This window comes from Kribbella swartbergensis, assembly GCF_054784135.1.
The window spans coordinates 20,998-36,846 of the sequence record NZ_BAAGPM010000007.1 but is presented as its reverse complement, the minus strand read 5'-3'; the positions used below and the strand labels follow the sequence as shown (position 1 = coordinate 36,846).

The 15,849-nt window shown below is 68.0% G+C and carries 15 protein-coding genes; 3 read left to right on the top strand and 12 right to left on the bottom strand.

Features of this window, described 5'->3' with window-relative positions; all coding sequences use genetic code 11:
• Positions 1-45: 45 nt before the first annotated feature.
• The 7 genes from ACYVOK_RS01555 to ACYVOK_RS01525 all read right to left on the bottom strand — a co-directional run bounded on the left by ACYVOK_RS01555 (position 46) and on the right by ACYVOK_RS01525 (position 7,722).
• Positions 46-1,389, bottom strand: coding sequence for a sulfatase-like hydrolase/transferase (locus ACYVOK_RS01555; RefSeq protein ID WP_460660395.1), 1,344 nt, complete (start codon positions 1,387-1,389; stop codon positions 46-48).
• 10 nt (positions 1,390-1,399) lie between these two features.
• On the bottom strand, positions 1,400-2,227 hold the full coding sequence (locus tag ACYVOK_RS01550) for a carbohydrate ABC transporter permease (protein WP_460660394.1): 828 nt from the start codon (positions 2,225-2,227) through the stop codon (positions 1,400-1,402).
• Complete coding sequence (locus ACYVOK_RS01545; RefSeq protein ID WP_460660393.1) at positions 2,220-3,071, bottom strand: carbohydrate ABC transporter permease; 852 nt, start codon at positions 3,069-3,071, stop codon at positions 2,220-2,222. The genes ACYVOK_RS01550 and ACYVOK_RS01545 overlap by 8 nt, the downstream gene beginning before the upstream one ends.
• Positions 3,068-4,339: an extracellular solute-binding protein gene (locus tag ACYVOK_RS01540; RefSeq protein ID WP_460660392.1), complete on the bottom strand. Its 1,272-nt coding sequence runs from the start codon at positions 4,337-4,339 to the stop codon at positions 3,068-3,070. Before ACYVOK_RS01540 ends, ACYVOK_RS01545 begins: the two co-directional genes overlap by 4 nt.
• Positions 4,340-4,386: 47 nt before the next feature.
• A complete protein-coding gene (locus ACYVOK_RS01535) occupies positions 4,387-5,388 on the bottom strand; it encodes a LacI family DNA-binding transcriptional regulator (protein WP_460660391.1) in 1,002 nt (333 codons plus the stop codon).
• 98 nt (positions 5,389-5,486) lie between these two features.
• Entirely contained in the window at positions 5,487-6,338 is an 852-nt protein-coding gene (locus ACYVOK_RS01530) for an SDR family NAD(P)-dependent oxidoreductase (protein ID WP_460660390.1), read from the bottom strand.
• A gap of 97 nt (positions 6,339-6,435) precedes the next feature.
• The gene (locus tag ACYVOK_RS01525) at positions 6,436-7,722 is read right to left on the bottom strand and encodes a citrate synthase (RefSeq protein ID WP_460660389.1); all 1,287 of its coding nucleotides are present in this window, start codon (positions 7,720-7,722) and stop codon (positions 6,436-6,438) included.
• A 275-nt stretch (positions 7,723-7,997) separates the two neighbouring features.
• Here ACYVOK_RS01525 and rplM point away from each other — a divergent pair, with 275 nt between their 5' ends.
• The 3 genes from rplM to glmM are packed head-to-tail and all read left to right on the top strand — an operon-like array spanning position 7,998 to position 10,352.
• Positions 7,998-8,441 carry a 50S ribosomal protein L13 gene (gene rplM / locus ACYVOK_RS01520; RefSeq protein ID WP_460660388.1) on the top strand — a complete coding sequence of 148 codons (444 nt, stop codon included), beginning with the start codon at positions 7,998-8,000 and terminating at the stop codon, positions 8,439-8,441.
• A gap of 35 nt (positions 8,442-8,476) precedes the next feature.
• Positions 8,477-8,998, top strand: coding sequence for a 30S ribosomal protein S9 (gene rpsI, locus ACYVOK_RS01515; RefSeq protein WP_460660387.1), 522 nt, complete (start codon positions 8,477-8,479; stop codon positions 8,996-8,998).
• 7 nt (positions 8,999-9,005) lie between these two features.
• Positions 9,006-10,352: a phosphoglucosamine mutase gene (gene glmM / locus ACYVOK_RS01510; RefSeq protein ID WP_460660386.1), complete on the top strand. Its 1,347-nt coding sequence runs from the start codon at positions 9,006-9,008 to the stop codon at positions 10,350-10,352.
• Between the two features lie 59 nt (positions 10,353-10,411).
• Here the strand turns inward: glmM and ACYVOK_RS01505 are convergent, their stop codons facing one another.
• Genes ACYVOK_RS01505 through ACYVOK_RS01485 form a run of 5 tightly spaced genes read right to left on the bottom strand, consistent with a single transcriptional unit; the run spans position 10,412 to position 15,769 of the window.
• On the bottom strand, positions 10,412-11,212 hold the full coding sequence (locus ACYVOK_RS01505) for an ABC transporter ATP-binding protein (protein ID WP_460660385.1): 801 nt from the start codon (positions 11,210-11,212) through the stop codon (positions 10,412-10,414).
• Positions 11,209-12,114 (bottom strand): ABC transporter ATP-binding protein, encoded by a 906-nt coding sequence (locus ACYVOK_RS01500; RefSeq protein WP_460660384.1) that lies wholly within the window; start codon positions 12,112-12,114, stop codon positions 11,209-11,211. Before ACYVOK_RS01500 ends, ACYVOK_RS01505 begins: the two co-directional genes overlap by 4 nt.
• Complete coding sequence (locus ACYVOK_RS01495; RefSeq protein WP_460660383.1) at positions 12,111-13,046, bottom strand: ABC transporter permease; 936 nt, start codon at positions 13,044-13,046, stop codon at positions 12,111-12,113. Before ACYVOK_RS01495 ends, ACYVOK_RS01500 begins: the two co-directional genes overlap by 4 nt.
• A 13-nt stretch (positions 13,047-13,059) precedes the next feature.
• A complete protein-coding gene (locus ACYVOK_RS01490) occupies positions 13,060-14,049 on the bottom strand; it encodes an ABC transporter permease (protein WP_460660382.1) in 990 nt (329 codons plus the stop codon).
• A 13-nt stretch (positions 14,050-14,062) separates the two neighbouring features.
• The gene (locus ACYVOK_RS01485) at positions 14,063-15,769 is read right to left on the bottom strand and encodes an ABC transporter substrate-binding protein (RefSeq protein WP_460660381.1); all 1,707 of its coding nucleotides are present in this window, start codon (positions 15,767-15,769) and stop codon (positions 14,063-14,065) included.
• Positions 15,770-15,849: the final 80 nt, after the last annotated feature.

Below are 15,849 nucleotides of genomic sequence, written 5' to 3'. Positions count from 1 at the left end.
AGCCGCGGTACGGCTCAGGGAGACCCTGAGGCCTGCGGGAGTACGTCATTCGAGCCGGCGGCCGTCCAGCTTCAACCGCCGTACGGTGGTTTCCGGGAAGCGCCCGCGGTCGCGGACCGCCGGACCGGGGGCGATCGTCACGGTCTGTCGCTCGATCCGGGCGATCTCGGTGATCAGGGCGTTCCGCAGTCCGGCCGCGATCTCCTGGTGGTTGGCGCTGTCGATCAGGTTGTCCAACTCGTACGGGTCGGCCGTCAGGTCGTACAACGCCCGCTCGACATAGTGATCGGAGGCCGGCTCGTCACCCGCGTCCGGCGCGTGGACGTAGTACTTCCACCGGTCCGTCCGGAGCGCCCGGCCCACCTCTGACTCACTGACCTGGATCAGCACGCCGTCACTCGATGTACGCTCCCGGAGCGGTACGCCGTCCAGGTGCTCCGGCAACTCGATCCCTGCCGCATCGAGCACCGTCGGTACTACGTCCACGGTGCTCACCGGTACGCCGACGCGAGTACCACCCCGGTAGCCGGGGCCCTCCACGACCAGCGGGACCCTGACCGACCCGTCGTGTGGCGAGCGCTTGTACTCGCTGTTGCGCGTCTTGAAGTGGGAGCCGTGGTCCGACGTGTAGACGAGCAGAGTGTCGTCAGCGAGGTCCAGGCTGATCAGTGCGTCTCGGAGTCTCCCGAGGCACTCGTCGACGCGCTTGATCTGGCCGTAGTACCCGGCTGCGTGCTGGTGCGCCGTACCGGGCAGTGTGGCCAGGTCAGGCGGCAGCCACGCGCCGTTGTAGGTGTCGCGATAGACCGCGGGCGCGGGGTAGTCGTCGTGCTCGTTCTGGTGGTGCGGTTCGATCAGCGACAGGAAGAGCATGAACGGCCGGTCGCCGTCCGAAGCTCTGGTGACGAAGCGGATCGCCGCGTCGGTCAGAGCGTCCGGCCGGTAGCCGGGCAGGCGCACCGGCTCGCCGTCCCGGTCGTAGACGACGGTCCGGTAAGCGTCCGACGTGAACTCGAGCAGGTTCGAGCCCAGCCAGAAGTCGTAGCCGCCTTGCTCGTCGACGGGCACCGGGTCCTGCGTGCCGAGGTGCCACTTGCCGATGTAGCCGGTCCGGTAGCCGGCCGCACCGAACAGCCGGCCGAGAGTCGGCGCATCGGTCCGCAGTGGTACGCCGTTGCGGAAGACGCCGGTGTTGGTCGGGTACATGCCGGTCTGCAGGGCCGCGCGGGCCGGTGCGCAGACGGGGTTCGTCGTACAGGCGGTCTCGAACATCGTGCCGTGCCGGGCCATCAGGTCGAGGTTGGGAGTCAGTCCGAGCGGACAGCCGGCCGCGCCGACGGTGTCCCAGCGCTGCTGGTCGGTGAAGAAGACGATCACATTGGGGCGCATCGACGAGTCCTCACTTCAGGCCGGAGAGCGCGATGCCCTCGACCAGGAATTTCTGGGTGATCACGAAGAACAACGCGGTCGGGACGAACAGCAACAGCGCGCCGGCCGCGGTCAGGTTCCACTGGGTGAAGTACTCCTGGTTGAACAGCGTCAGCCCGATCGGCAGCGTGCGCATCTCGGTCCGGCTGGTCGCGATCAGCGGCCAGAGGAACTCGTTCCACTGGAAGACGAAGGTGAACAGTCCCAGCACGGCCAGCGCCGGCCGGCACTGCGGCAGGATCACCCGCAGGTAGATCCGGAACTCGCCGGCCCCGTCGACCCGGGCCGCCTCGATCAGCTCGTCCGGCAGCGGCCGGATGAACTGCCGCATCAGGAAGATGCCGTAGGCATCCATCAGGAACGGCACGATCAGCCCCTGGTAGCTGTCGATCCAGCCCAGGTCGGCGAAGATCGCGTAGATCGGCAGCATCCGGACGAAGAACGGCACCATCAGCGTCGACAGCGCCGCGACGAAGGCGACCCGCTTGCCCGGGAAGTCCATCTTGGCGAACACGTACCCGACCAGCGGGTCGAAGACCAGGTGCGCGACCGTGATCGCCCCGGCCATCACGAAGCTGTTCACGAAGAACCGCCCGAACGGCGCCGCCTCGAACAACCGGGTGAAGTTCTCCCACTGCAACTCAGCGGGCCACAGCACCGGGTCACCCGACTGCACCTCGGCGTCGCTCTGCAACGCGAGCACGATCATGTACAGCAGCGGCAGCACCGTGACCAGACCGAGGCCCGTCAGTACGACGTACGCCGCCAGCCGGTCACCGGGGAACAGTCGTTCACGCATTGGACCGGTCTCCGATCCGCAACTGTCCCAGCGACAGGATCAGTACGACGATCAGCAGCAGGACCGACAGCGCCGACGCGTACCCGAAGTCGTTGTCGTTGAACGCGACGATGAACAGCCGGTGGGCGTAGAGCGAGGTCGCGTTGCCGGGACCTCCGCCGGTGACGATGTACGGCAGCGCGAACTGCTGCAACGTACTGATCAACCCGATGATCGAGACGAACAGCGTGGTCGGCGCGAGCAACGGCAAGGTGATCGCGAAGAACCTCCGCCACGGCCCGGCACCGTCGATCCGGGCCGCCTCGTAGTACAGGCCCGGAATCCCCTGCAGACCGGCCAGGAACAGCACCATCGTGTAGCCCGCACCCGACCAGACCGTGATGCCCACGATGGTCGCCAGCGGGTGCGTGCTCAGCCAGGTCTGCCCCGGCAGGCCGAGGGACTCGAGCAACCGGTTGAGGATGCCGACCTGCGGATCGAGGATGTTGCGCCACAGCAGCCCGACGATCGAGACCGACGTCAGGTAAGGGATCAGCAGCACCGAACGGAACAGCGTCCGGCCCGGCAGCGCCTGGTTGAGGATCACGGCCAGTCCGAGACCCACCGCCGTACCGACGATCAACGTGCCGGCCGCGTAGGCCAGGGTGATCAGGAACGAGTGCACCACCTCGGGATCGCTCAGTGCGCGGGTGAAGTTGCCCAGGCCGGTGAACGAGACCCCGTCGGCGTCGTACAGGGCGGTCAGCAACTGGTTGCCGATCGGGAGGAAGAACAACGACGCGAAGAACAGCACCGCCGGAGTCAGGAAGAGCCACGCGGTCGCCGCCTGACGCCGGCGGGTCACAGCGCGGCCCCGGCCTGCTTGCGGAAGTCGGCCAGCGTCTGCTCGACCGGCGCGTGCTGGATGATCATCTGCTGGTAGGCCTTCTTCCACAGCTCGGTGATCTGCGCGGCCTTGCCGCTGGCGGACAGCGCGACGTCCTGTTTCGCGACCACCGCGAGGGCCTTGGCGATCGTCGCCATGTTCGGGTCGGACGCCACCGACGGGTCGGCCGCCCAGCTCTTCCGCGGCATCGACATACCGGCCTCCTTGGTGGCGGCCAGTTCGGTCTTCACCGCGGTCAGCTTGGTGATCAGCTCCCAGGACAGCTTCGGGTCCTTCGCCTTGGCGGGGATCATCAGGCCGGCGCCGGCCATCGACGCGGCCTGCACCGCACCGGTCAGCGGTACGGCGAGACCGAGGTCGATGTCCGGGCTGCCCTGCCGGATCGGGCCGATGTCCCACGGCCCGGACACGAACATCGCGGCCCGCTTGGCCGAGAACAGCTTCTGCGGGCCGGAGTAGTCCGTCGTCGCCACCGGCGCGGGGGAGACCTTGTGGGTGAAGATCAGGTCCTGCATGTACTGCATCGCCGTCCGGGCCGCGTCCGGCGGCACCATGAACTGCTTCGCCGCGATGTCGCTGAAGTCGACCTTCTGCTGGCTGTAGAAGGGTCCGGCGTAGCCGGCGTCGGAATTCAGCGCGGTGCCACTCACCTTGTCCTTGGTGGTCGCCTTGGCGACTTCGAGGAACTCGTCCCAGGTGGCCGGCGGCTTGTCGAAACCCGCGGCCGACAGCAGGCCCTTGTTGTAGAAGAGCAGGCCGTTCGCGGTCAGGTGCAGCGGGATCGAGTACGTCTTGCCGTCGTACTGCCTTGCCACGACCGCCTGGTCGATGAAGTCGCCGGGGAACCCGAACGCCTGGTCCGCCGTGGCGAACTCGTCCAGCGCCAGCACGTTGCCGGCCAGCCCGTACTGCGTCCCGGTGCCGGCGGACACCTCCTCGACCAGGTCCGGCACGTTCCCGGACCGGAAGTCCGCGGTCAGTTTGGTGGTCAGGTCCGGCCACTGGAACTTCTGCCAGTTCATCTGCAGGTCGTGGTCCTTGCCGAACTGGTCGATCACCTCCTTGTAGGCCTGGTAGCCGTGACCGGCGTTCCAGTAGATCGTGAACGTCCGGGCGTCCTGCTTCTTCGCCGACGGAGTGGCCGGCGAGCAGCCGGTGCCGACCGCGCCGAGGACGGTGACACCGAGCCCGAGCTGAAGGAACGAGCGACGGTCGAAAGAGGGCATGACGAACCTTTCGAAGGGCGGAGTGGAGGAGTGGGGGCGGGGTGTTGCTAGGCGGAGGCGCGGCGGTTCAGCACCCAGGGCATGGACAGCTCCCGAGCCGGCCGTGTCGGATCGTCGATCCGGGCGAACAGCGCCTCGACCATCTCGGTGAAGTCCAGCTGGTACATGCCGACGCTGGTCAGCGGCGGTGACGAGTAGGTCGCTTCCAGGGTGTTGCCGGTGCCGATCACGGCCAGGTCGTCGGGCACCTTGAACCCGCGGTCGACCGCCGCCTGCAGTGCGGCGAACGCGCCACGGTCCGACTCGGAGACCAGTGCGTCCGGCGGGTTCGGGGAGTCGAGCAGGTCGCGGACCACGACGACCGCCTCCTCCCGCGAGGCCGCTCCGACCCGGACCAGGCCGGGGTCGACGTCGAGGCCGCGTCCTCGCAGGGCGTCGACGTACCCGAGATACCGGTCGTCGTGCGGTGTGGCGTGCGACAGGAACGCGATCCGCTCCCGTCCGGCGTCGAGCAGATACGCGGTCGCCTCGGCCACGGCTTGGCGGACGTTGTTGCGTACGACGTCCACGCCGGGGAGCGTCAGGTGGTCGCTGAAGGCCATCAGCGCCCGGGTGGACCGGCGGGCCGCGGTGAGATCGAGGTCGTCGCTCAGACCGGGCGTGAAGATGGCGCCGTCCACGTGGCCGCGGGTGATGACACGGAGGGACTGGGCGGCCCGGTCGAGGCGCCGTACCGGAACTCCGATCACCGAATAGCCGTGGGCGGCGGCGATGTCTTCGCACTGCATGGTCAGCCGGTCCAGCCAGGGGCCGACCGGCGGGGCGTAGACCAATGCGATCAGCTCCGACCGCTGGCGGCGCAGGCTCCGCGCGGCCGTGTTGCCCTTGTACCCGAGCCGCCGGGCGGCCTCCTCGACCCGGCGCCGGGTCGGCTCGGGCAGCGGCGTGGTCCGGTCCGCCCGCCCGCTCAGCACGTACGAACACGTGGCCACCGACACTCCGGCAGCCTCCGCGACATCCCGCAGCGTCGTACGCCCTTCCCGACTCATGGTGAAAGCATTAACCTGACCTCAGGACCCGGTCAATACCCCTAAGTTGGTTAATTAGCTAGACATTAACCACATCGGGATGGATCACCTGTGAGGGGTCAGCTGGTGGCCGGCCGGTACGGTGCGTCGCCGGTGCCGGGGCGGCGGCCGTCGATGTCGGTGAAGTTGTAGTGCTGGCCGAGGCCCGCTGAGCGGACCACCTGGCCGGTGAACCGGATGACTTCCGGGTCGGCTGCCAGGGCCGCCACCGCGCGGCCGACGAACTGAGGGGACTCCGAGTCGGAGAGGTCGAAGTGCTCGGCGGCCCGGAGGACTGATTCGGTGCGGACCAGGCCTGGGTAGAGCGACACCGCCGTGACTCCGTGCTCGCGGAGATCGTGGGCCATGCAGGCGGCCATTCGGTCGGTCGCGGCCTTCGCGACCCCGTAGGTGACGCCGGCGTCGTCCCTGGTCGCGGCGTCCGAGGAGACATTGACGATCAGCCCTGATCCCTGGGCGACCATCGTCGGTGCGGCCGTCACGCTGGTCACGTAGTGGGCCCGCACCCCGGCCTGGAACATCGCGTCCCAGCGTTCGATCGGCACGGTCCAGAAGCCGGACTCGAGCCAGAACTCCGTGCCGTCCCAGAAGTGCTCGTAGCCGCCCCAGACGTTGTTCACCAGCACGTCCAGCCGCCCGGTCTCCGCCACCACCCGCGCGACGGCCTGCCTCGTCCGCTCGTCGTCGCGATGGTCACAGACGATCGCCACCCCGCGCCCGCCGATGGCCGTGACCTCCTCGGCCGTCCCCTGCACAGTGCCGCCGAACGGCGTCGTCGGGGGACCGCCAGCCTCGGTCCGCCCGGTCACGTAGACGGTCGCTGCCTGCTCACCGAGCCCGAGAGCGATCCCCTGCCCCACCCCACGACTGGCCCCGGTGACCAGCGCGACCTTCCCCTCGAGCGTCCCCATGCATCGAAGCTAACCGGTCTCAGCTGATAACGCCCCTGCCCGAACAGACGAAACGGCCCCTCGACCGGGGTTGGTCGAAGGGCCGGTTGCCGGTGGGTCAGCGCTCGCCCATCGGGACGTACTGGACGCCGCGCTCGCCGGTGTAGATCTGCTTCGGGCGGGCGATCTTCTGGTCGCTGTCGCCGAGCATCTCCAGCCACTGCGCCAGCCAGCCCGAGGTGCGCGGGATGGCGAACAGCACGGTGAACATCTCCGGCGGGAACTGCAGCGCCTCGTAGATCAGCCCGGAGTAGAAGTCGACGTTCGGGTAGAGCTTGCGGGAGACGAAGTACTCGTCCTCCAGCGCGATCTTCTCCAGTTCGACGGCGATCTTGAGCAGCGGGTTGATCCCGGTCACCTCGAACACGTCGTCGGCGGCCTTCTTGATGATCTTGGCCCGCGGGTCGTAGTTCTTGTAGACCCGGTGGCCGAAGCCCATCAGCCGCTCTTCGCCGTTCTTCACACCCTCGATGAAGGACGGCACATTCTCGATCGAGCCGACCCGGCGCAGCATCTTCAGCACCGCCTCGTTGGCGCCGCCGTGCAGCGGGCCGTAGAGCGCGCCGATGCCGCCGGCCACCGCGGTGTACGGGTCGACCTGGGTGGAGCCGATCGCCCGGACCGCGTTGGTGGAGGCGTTCTGCTCGTGGTCGGCGTGCAGGATGAACAGGATCTCCAGCGCCCGCACCAGCCGGTCGTCGGCGGCGTACTTCGGCTCGCTCATCTTGAACAGCATGGACAGGAAGTTCGCGGTGTAGCTGAGCTCGTTGTCCGGGTACACGTACGGCTTGCCCTGGGCGTGCCGGAACGCGAACGCGCCGAGCGTCGGCATCTTCGCGATCAGCCGCCGGATCTGCAGCGCCCGGGACTCCTCGTCGAAGATGTTGCGCGACTCGGGGTAGAAGGTGGACAGCGCGCCGACCGAGGCGAGCAGCATGCCCATCGGGTGCGCGTCGTACCGGAAGCCCTGCATGAAGGTCTTCAGGTTCTCGTGCACGAACGTGTGATACGTCACGTCGTGCGCCCAGGCCTCGTACTCCGCCTTGTTCGGCAGCTTGCCGTTCACCAGCAGGTAGGCGACCTCGAGGTAGTTCGACTGCTCGGCGAGCTGCTCGATCGGGTAGCCGCGGTATTCCAGCACGCCCTTGTCGCCGTCGATGAAGGTGACGGACGACCGGCAGGAGGCGGTGTTCACGAACCCGGGGTCGTAGGTGGCCAGGCCACCGTCGCCGTCGGATGCACTGATCTGCTTCAGGTCAGCAGCACGGATGGTGCCATCGGTGATGGCAAGGTCGTAGTCCTTGCCGGTCCGGTTGTCCCGGACGGTGAGCGACTGATCGGTCACAATGCCCTCTTCGGAAGCTGGCGTCATCGCCTGGTGAGTGAGGGTTATCGTCAGCCGGCGGGACGCGGGTCGGACTGCAATCTTCACCGCTAAACTAGTGCGGCCGGGGTTTCCTTCCAAGCCGGGGGTCCCCGGTGGGATCCGCTCGCTTTGACCCGGGACGGACACGGCCGGTATTCTGGGCTGCTGTTGTGCGTTCCAGGTCCCAGCCCGTCGGCGGACCGCTCGCCGACGTACCAGTTTTGTCAACCTCTGAGAAACGAAGGTCAACGACCGTGCGCACGTACAGCCCGAAGCCTGCTGACGTCACCCGCGAGTGGCACGTGATCGACGCCACCGACGTCACGCTCGGTCGGCTCGCCGTCCAGATCGCCACCCTGCTGCGCGGCAAGCACAAGCCGACGTTCGCGCCGCACGTGGACGGCGGCGACTTCGTCGTCGTCGTCAACGCCTCCAAGGTCGCGCTGTCCGGCACCAAGCGGACGGACAAGCTGGCGTACCGCCACTCGGGTCACCCGGGTGGCCTGACGGCCACGCCGATCGGCGAGATCCTCGCGAAGGACCCTCGCAAGGCCGTCGAGAAGGCTGTCTGGGGCATGCTGCCGAAGAACCGCCTGAGCCGGAAGCTGCTCACCAAGCTGAAGGTGTACGCCGGCCCGGAGCACCCGCACTCCGCCCAGCAGCCGAAGCCGTTCGAGATCACCCAGATCGCCCAGTAAGCGATCGACGAGCCAGGTAAACGAGGATTTCCAGCGTGAGCGACATCACCACCGAGACCGAAGAGTTCGACCCCGAGGTCCCCATCGACAGCGAGGGCCCGGTCGCCTACACCTCCGAGACGAACCCGACTCCGGAGCAGCGCGCCGAGACGGGTCGCGTCGCGGTGATCAACCCGGCCGGCGCCACCGGCCGCCGCAAGGAAGCGGTCGCGCGCGTCCGGATCGTCCCGGGCACCGGCCAGTGGAAGATCAACGGCAAGCCGCTCGACGTGTACTTCCCGAACAAGGTCCACCAGCAGCACGTGAACGAGCCGTTCGTCGTCGCGGGCCTGGAGGGTTCGTACGACGTGATCGCCCGGATCAACGGCGGCGGCATCACCGGCCAGGCCGGTGCGCTGCAGCTGGGCGTCGCCCGGTGCCTGAACGAGGCCGACCAGGAGGCGAACCGTCCGGGTCTGAAGAAGGCCGGTCTGCTCACCCGCGACGCGCGGATCAAGGAGCGGAAGAAGGCCGGTCTCAAGAAGGCCCGCAAGGCGCCGCAGTACAGCAAGCGCTGATTGTCTGATGGGCCGTTTGTTCGGCACGGACGGAGTCCGTGGCCTGGCGAACGTGGACCTGACCGCGGAGCTGGCGCTCGACCTCTCGGTCGCGGCAGCTCACGTACTCGGCGAGGCCGGTGCCTTCGAAGGGCACCGGCCGCGCGCCGTTGTGGGACGGGATCCGCGCGCCAGTGGTGAGTTCCTGGAAGCCGCCGTGGTGGCCGGTCTGGCCAGCGCCGGCGTCGACGTGGTCCGGCTCGGCGTGCTGCCGACCCCGGCCGTGGCGTACCTGACCGGCTCGACCGGCGCCGACCTCGGCGTGATGCTGTCCGCCAGCCACAACCCGATGCCGGACAACGGCATCAAGTTCCTGGCCCGCGGCGGGATCAAGCTGGACGACGCGATCGAGGACGCGATCGAGGCCCGGATGGGCGAGGAGTGGCAGCGCCCGACCGGCTCGGGAGTGGGCCGCGTCTCCGACGACGGGCAGGGTTTCGAGACCTACGTCTCGCACCTGGTCCGGTCCGCGCCGAACCGGTTCGACGGCCTCAAGGTCGTGATCGACTGCGCCAACGGCGCCGCCTCCCAGACCGCGCCGGAGGCCTTGCGCCGGCTCGGTGCCGAGGTGATCACGTACGCCGCCGCACCGGACGGACTGAACATCAACCTCGACTGCGGCTCCACCCACCTGGAGGGCCTGCAGCGCGAGGTGCTCGGTCACCGCGCCGACCTGGGGATCGCCCTGGACGGCGACGCGGACCGCTGCCTGGCCGTCGACGCGAACGGCGAACTCGTGGACGGGGACCAGATCCTCGCGATCCTGGCGCTGGCGATGCGCGACAGCGGCCGGTTGTCCAACGACACCGTGGTGGCGACCGTGATGAGCAACCTCGGCTTCGTCCAGGCGATGGTCCGGGAGCGGATCGCGGTCGAGCAGACCAAGGTCGGCGACCGGTACGTGCTGGAGGCGATGAAGGCCGGTGGCCACAAACTCGGCGGTGAGCAGTCCGGGCACGTGATCCTGTCCGACCACGCCACCACCGGCGACGGCACGCTGACCGCGGTCATGCTGCTGGCCCGGGTGGCCCAGACCGGCAAGACGCTGAGCGACCTGGCCGGTGTGATGACCCGCCTCCCGCAGGTCCTGGTCAACGTCAAGGACGTGGACAAGTCCCGCGCCGGCACCGACCCCGCGGTCCAGTCCGCCGTGGCCGAAGCCACCGCCCGCCTGGGCGACTCCGGCCGCGTCCTCCTGCGCCCCTCAGGCACGGAGCCGTTGGTCCGAGTCATGGTGGAAGCGGAGTCCTCCGACACCGCCCACGAAGTAGCCCACTCTCTCGCCGACGTGGTCGCTTCCTCACTGAAGCTCTGAACGAACGAGTACGCCGGAGATCCCCCAGGGTTCTCCGGCGTACTCGTGTTCACGGCCCGTTACGGGCGCAGCTCGGCCAGCCGCCGTTCGGGAGCGGGTGCGGCCTCGGCGAGCAGTTGGGTGTACTCGTGCTGCGGATTCAGGATCACGTCGTCGGCCGGGCCGTGCTCGACCACGACACCGCGGTACAGCACCATGATCTCGTCGCTGAAGTGCCGCGCGGTCGCCAGATCGTGCGTGATGTAGAGGACGCCGAGATTCTCCTCGCGCTGCAGCGTCGCGAGCAGGTTGAGCACGCCGAGCCGGATCGAGACGTCGAGCATCGACACCGGCTCGTCGGCGACCAGGATCGCGGGCTCGGGTGCGAGTGCCCGGGCGATCGCGACGCGTTGTCGCTGGCCGCCGGACAACTCGTGCGGTTTGCGGTGCACGAAGTCCTCGTCCAGCCTGACCCGGCGCAGCAGCTCCCGGACACGCTCGGCGACCTGCTCGCGGGTGAAGGCCGGGTGATGGAGCTTCACCGGCCGGGCCAGGTGATGACCGATCGTGTGGTACGGGTTCAACGACCCGAACGGGTCCTGGAACACCATCTGCACAGCCTTGCGGTACGCCGCGGCCCGAGCCCCGCGGTAGCGCATCGGCTCGCCGTCCACCAGGATCGATCCCGAGGTCGGCCGTTCGAGCTGCATCAGCAGCTTGGCGATCGTCGACTTGCCCGATCCGGACTGACCGACGAGCGCGATGGTGCGACCCGGCGTCAGCTCGAAACTGACCTGATCGACGGCGCGCAGCCGCGTGGTCCGCAGACCATTGCGCAGGCGGTACTCCTTGACCACGTCGCGCATCTCCAGGACGCTCATCGGCTCTCCATCTCCACGGCCTCGACCGTCTGTTCCGTCTCGTCCAGTGCGACGTCGTCACCGAGTACGCCGGTCCGCACGAAGTCGCCCCGCTCGCCGGTCAGGCTGGGGAACGACGACAGCAGCCGCCGGGTGTAGGGATGCCTGGGCTGCGTGTAGAGCGTCAACGCCTCGTCCAGTTCCACGATCAGCCCGGCCCGCATCACCGCGATCCGGTCGCTGATCTCGAGCAGCAGCGGCAGGTCGTGGGTGATGAAGATGACCGCGAACCCGAGCTCGGACCGCAGTCGGGTGATCTCCCGGAGAATCTCGCGCTGGACGACGACATCGAGCGCGGTGGTCGGCTCGTCCATGATCAGCACCTGCGGTTCGAGGGCCAGCGCCATCGCGATCATGACGCGTTGCCGCATGCCGCCGGACAGCTCGTGCGGGTACGCGCGGAGCCGATCGCGGTCGACGCCGACGCGTTCGAGCAGGTCGCCACAGCGTTGCCGGCGCTCGGCCTTGCCCAGCTCGGGCCGATGGGTCGTGAACACGTCCTCGAGCTGCTCGGAGATCCGCAGGACCGGGTTGAGGGAGTTCATCGCGCCCTGGAAGACCATCGCGATCTTGTCCCAGCGGAACGCGCGCAGGTCGTCACCGGCCAGGCTCGAAAGGTCGATGTCGTACCCCTCACGGGACGAGAACACGACGCGGCCACCGGTGATCACCGCCGGTGGCTTGAGCAGCCGGGTGATCGCGTACGCCAGCGTCGACTTCCCGCAGCCGCTCTCGCCGGCAAGGCCGAGCACCTCTCCGCGTTCCAGGGTGAGCGAGACGTCGCGGACGGCGTGCACGGTCGTCTCGGCCAGGTAGTCGATGCTGAGGTTCTCGATGCTGAGAACCGCAGGCGCGTCCGTCATGACTTCACCTCGCGGCTGATGCCCCACTTGCTGCGTTCGGCACGGGTCTGGGAGCGCAGCTTCGGGTTGATGATCTCGTCGATCGAGAAGTTGATCAGGGACAGCGCCGCGCCGAAGAGGGCGATCGCCAGGCCCGGGGGAGCGAACCACCACCAGGCGCCGAGCCGGAGCGCCAGCCCGTTCTGGGCGTAGAAGAGCATCGTGCCCCAGGTGAAGGATCCGGAGGCGCCGAGCCCCAGGAACGACAGGCCCGCCTCGCCGAGGATCGCGAAGATCACCGCGAACACCACCTGCGACGCGAGCAGCGGGATCAGGTTCGGCAGGATCTCGACGAGCAGGATGCGCCAGCGTTTCTCGCCGCTGATCCGGGCGGCGAGCACGTAGTCGCGACTGCGCACACTGAGGGTGAAGCCACGCAGTACGCGGGCGGACCCGGCCCAGCTGGTGATCGCGAGGACCGCGGCCACGAGCCAGATGGACTTGTCGGGGACGTAGCTCGAGATCACGATCACCAGTGGCAGACCGGGGATCACCAACATGATGTTGGTGAACAGTGAGAACGCTTCGTCGGTCCAGCCGCCGACGAACGCGCCGACGATGCCGAAGAACGACGACAGCAGCAGCGTGATGGCACCGACGACGACACCGATGACCAGCGAGCCACGGGTCGCGTAGGCGAGCTGGGCGAAGACGTCCTGACCGCTTTGCGTGGTGCCGAGAACGAAGCCGTTCCCGGGGCCGGTGAGCCCGATGTCGCGGACCGTCGAGGGATTGCCGACGAGGAGCGGGCCGATCAGCCCGAACAGGCAGAACAGACCGGCGATGGTCAGACCGACACCCAGCTTCAGCGTCATCGGCGGCAGCCTGCGCCGGGTCTGCGGGACCGGCGACCCGGTCGCCACCTGTGTGGCCCCTTCAGTGGTGGTGGCCATGGTTCACCTCTTTCTAGGACCGTGCACGGGTGCGTGGGTCGATGACGCCGTACAACAGGTCGACGAGCAGGTTCGCACCGAGGACCGCGAGCGTGATGATCAGGAAGACGCCCTGCATGAGCGCGTAGTCGTTGTTGTTGACGGCCAGCAGCAGCGCGGAGCCGATGCCGGGGTACGAGAACACCGCCTCGGTGACGATGGACCCCGCGACCACGAAGCCGAGGGAGATCGCGAAACCCGAGATGGACGGCAGGATCGCGTTGCGCGCGACGTAGCGCGAGCGGATCCGCCGCGGCGTCAGTCCCTTCGCCTCGGCGGTGACGACGAAGTCCTCCGACAGGGTCGAGACCATCATGTTGCGCATTCCCAGCATCCAGCCGCCGATGGACGAGATGACGATGGTCAGGGCCGGCAGCGCGCCGTGGTACACGACCGACTGCGCGAACGGCAGGTTCCAGCCCGGGGTCACCGAGTACACGTCGTATCCGCCGTTGAGCGGGAAGATCGGCCACGTGCTGCCGAGCAGGAACAGCAACAGCAGCGCGAGCCAGAAGTACGGTACCGATTGCAGCATCGTCGTGACGGGGATGAGGTTGTCGATCCACGACCCTCGCCGCCAGCCGGCCGCGCGGCCGAGCAGGACGCCGATCGCGAACGAGATCACCGTCGCCAGGCCGATGAGGCCGACGGTCCAGGGCAGTGTCTGGCCGATGACCTGGGAAACCGGAGCCGGGAAGTAGGCGATCGAGGTGCCGAGGTCGCCGGACACCAGTTGGCGCAGGTACGTCCCGTACTGCTCCCACAGCGACGCGTTCGTCTCCGTCCCGAGCAGCGCCTGGACCGCAGCCCGGGTCGTCGGAGTGACCGGTCCCTTGGTCGCCAGCTTCGACAGCATCAGGTCGACCGGATTCCCCGGCATCAGCCGGGGAATCAGGAAGTTCAGCGTCAGGGCCGCCCAGAGGGCGACGACGTAGAAGACCAGCTTTCGCAGCAAGTAGCGCACGGTCGGCCCGCGCTCAGCTGGCCGGCTTGATCGTCTTGAGGACGATCCCGGCGTCCCACGCCTTCCAGGCCGCCGGCAGCACGTACATGTTGTCCTTGCTCGGCCAGCCGGTCGCCCGGGACGTGTTGAACTCGGTCAGCATCGAGTTCACGTAGATCGGGATGTAGGGGAGCTGGTCCGCGATCACGGCCTGGATCTTCGCGTACTCCGCCTTCTGCACGGCCGTGTCCGTCGTACCGGCGGCGACCTTCAGCGCCGCGTCGACGGCCGGGTCCGAGAACCGCGAGTGGTTGCCGGCGGTGGCGTTCTTCCCCACCGGTGCGGTGTTGGTGGTCGCGAGCTTGCCGTCGTACGTGAAGTACGGGTTCGTCGACGCGCCCAGGCCGACGGAGTCGAGCGACAGCTGGAACTTCCCGTTCGTCTGCGCGGCGTTCCACTCGTTCCAGGAGACCTGGCTGGGCTTGAGCTCGATGCCGACCGCGGCGAGTTGCTGCTTGAGGGTGTCGTTGATCGAGATGTAGTCGCTCCAGCCGGTGACCGTCTGGATCGTGAGCGACAGCCGCTTGCCGTCCTTCGTCCGTACGCCGTCACTGCCCTTGGTCCAGCCGGCCGCGTCGAGGAGTTTGTTCGCCTCCGCGGCGTCGGCAGCCTGGCTGAGTTTCGCCGTCCCCTTGTCCGCGATCCAGTCGTCGTCGCGGCCGGGGAGCAGCAGGGTCGGCGATCCGACGCCCGCGACGCCGCCGCCGGCCAGCTTGGCGAGCTGCTCGCGGTTCATGGCGAGGTGGATCGCTGTGCGCACGGCCGGGTCGGTCTGCGGCCCGGTGCAGCCGAGTGCGGCATTGGAGCACGTGACGATCACGGTCGTCATGACGGGCGTGTTGACGTACGTGAGGTTCTTTCCGGCCTTGATGATGTTGTCGATCCCCGGCAGGTACGCGCTTGCCCAGTCGACCTTGCCGGCGAGCAGCGCCGCGCTGGCGGCGTCGGCCGATTCGATCGGGATGTAGCGCACCTCCTTGATGGCGGGTTTGCCCTCTTCCCAGTACTGGTCGTTCTTGGTCAGCACGAAGCTCTGCGGCGTGAAGGACTTCAGCTTGAACGGGCCGGTGCCGACAGGATTCTCGTTGAGGTTCGTCGTCGGGTCCTTGATGTCCTTCCAGATGTGCTCGGGCACGATCGCCTGGTTGGCGAGGACGGCCGGCTCCTGCATCAGCGACTTCGACGTGAAGGTCAGTACGGCGGTGTCGTCCGAGGTGGCCCTGGCCGTGGCGGCGAGGCCCGACGGGTTGAGTGCGGGCGTCTTCGCGACGAGGTTGAAGGTGAACGCGACGTCCTTCGCCGTGAACGGCTGACCGTCGTTCCACTTCACGTCGTGGCGAAGCTTGATGGTGAGCTCGGTGCCGGCAGGGTTCCACGAGTATCCGGTGGCGAGCACCGGAGTCGGATCCGACTTCTTGGCGAAGTTGTACCAGTACAGCGGCTCGTAGATGACGCCGAGCGTCGGCTGGAGCGCGGTGCTGCTGAACGGGTTGAAGTTCTTGGTGGTGATGGCGCCGGCGGCGACCGTCACGGAGGCGTCCTTGGCGGCTGTCTGGTTGCCGGTGCCGGTGCCGGTGCCGGCGCCGGAGCAAGCGGCGAGCAGAAGCGTGGCCGCCGTGCCGGCGGCCACTGCTCCGAGCGGGCGGCGTACCCGCGGACGGTTCGTCGAGTTCCGGAGCATTGATGGGTTCCTTTCCGGCCGAGTCCCGGCGCCTGCCAGGAATTGGGCGGTAACTTAGTTCGCCTAACAAACCAAGGCAA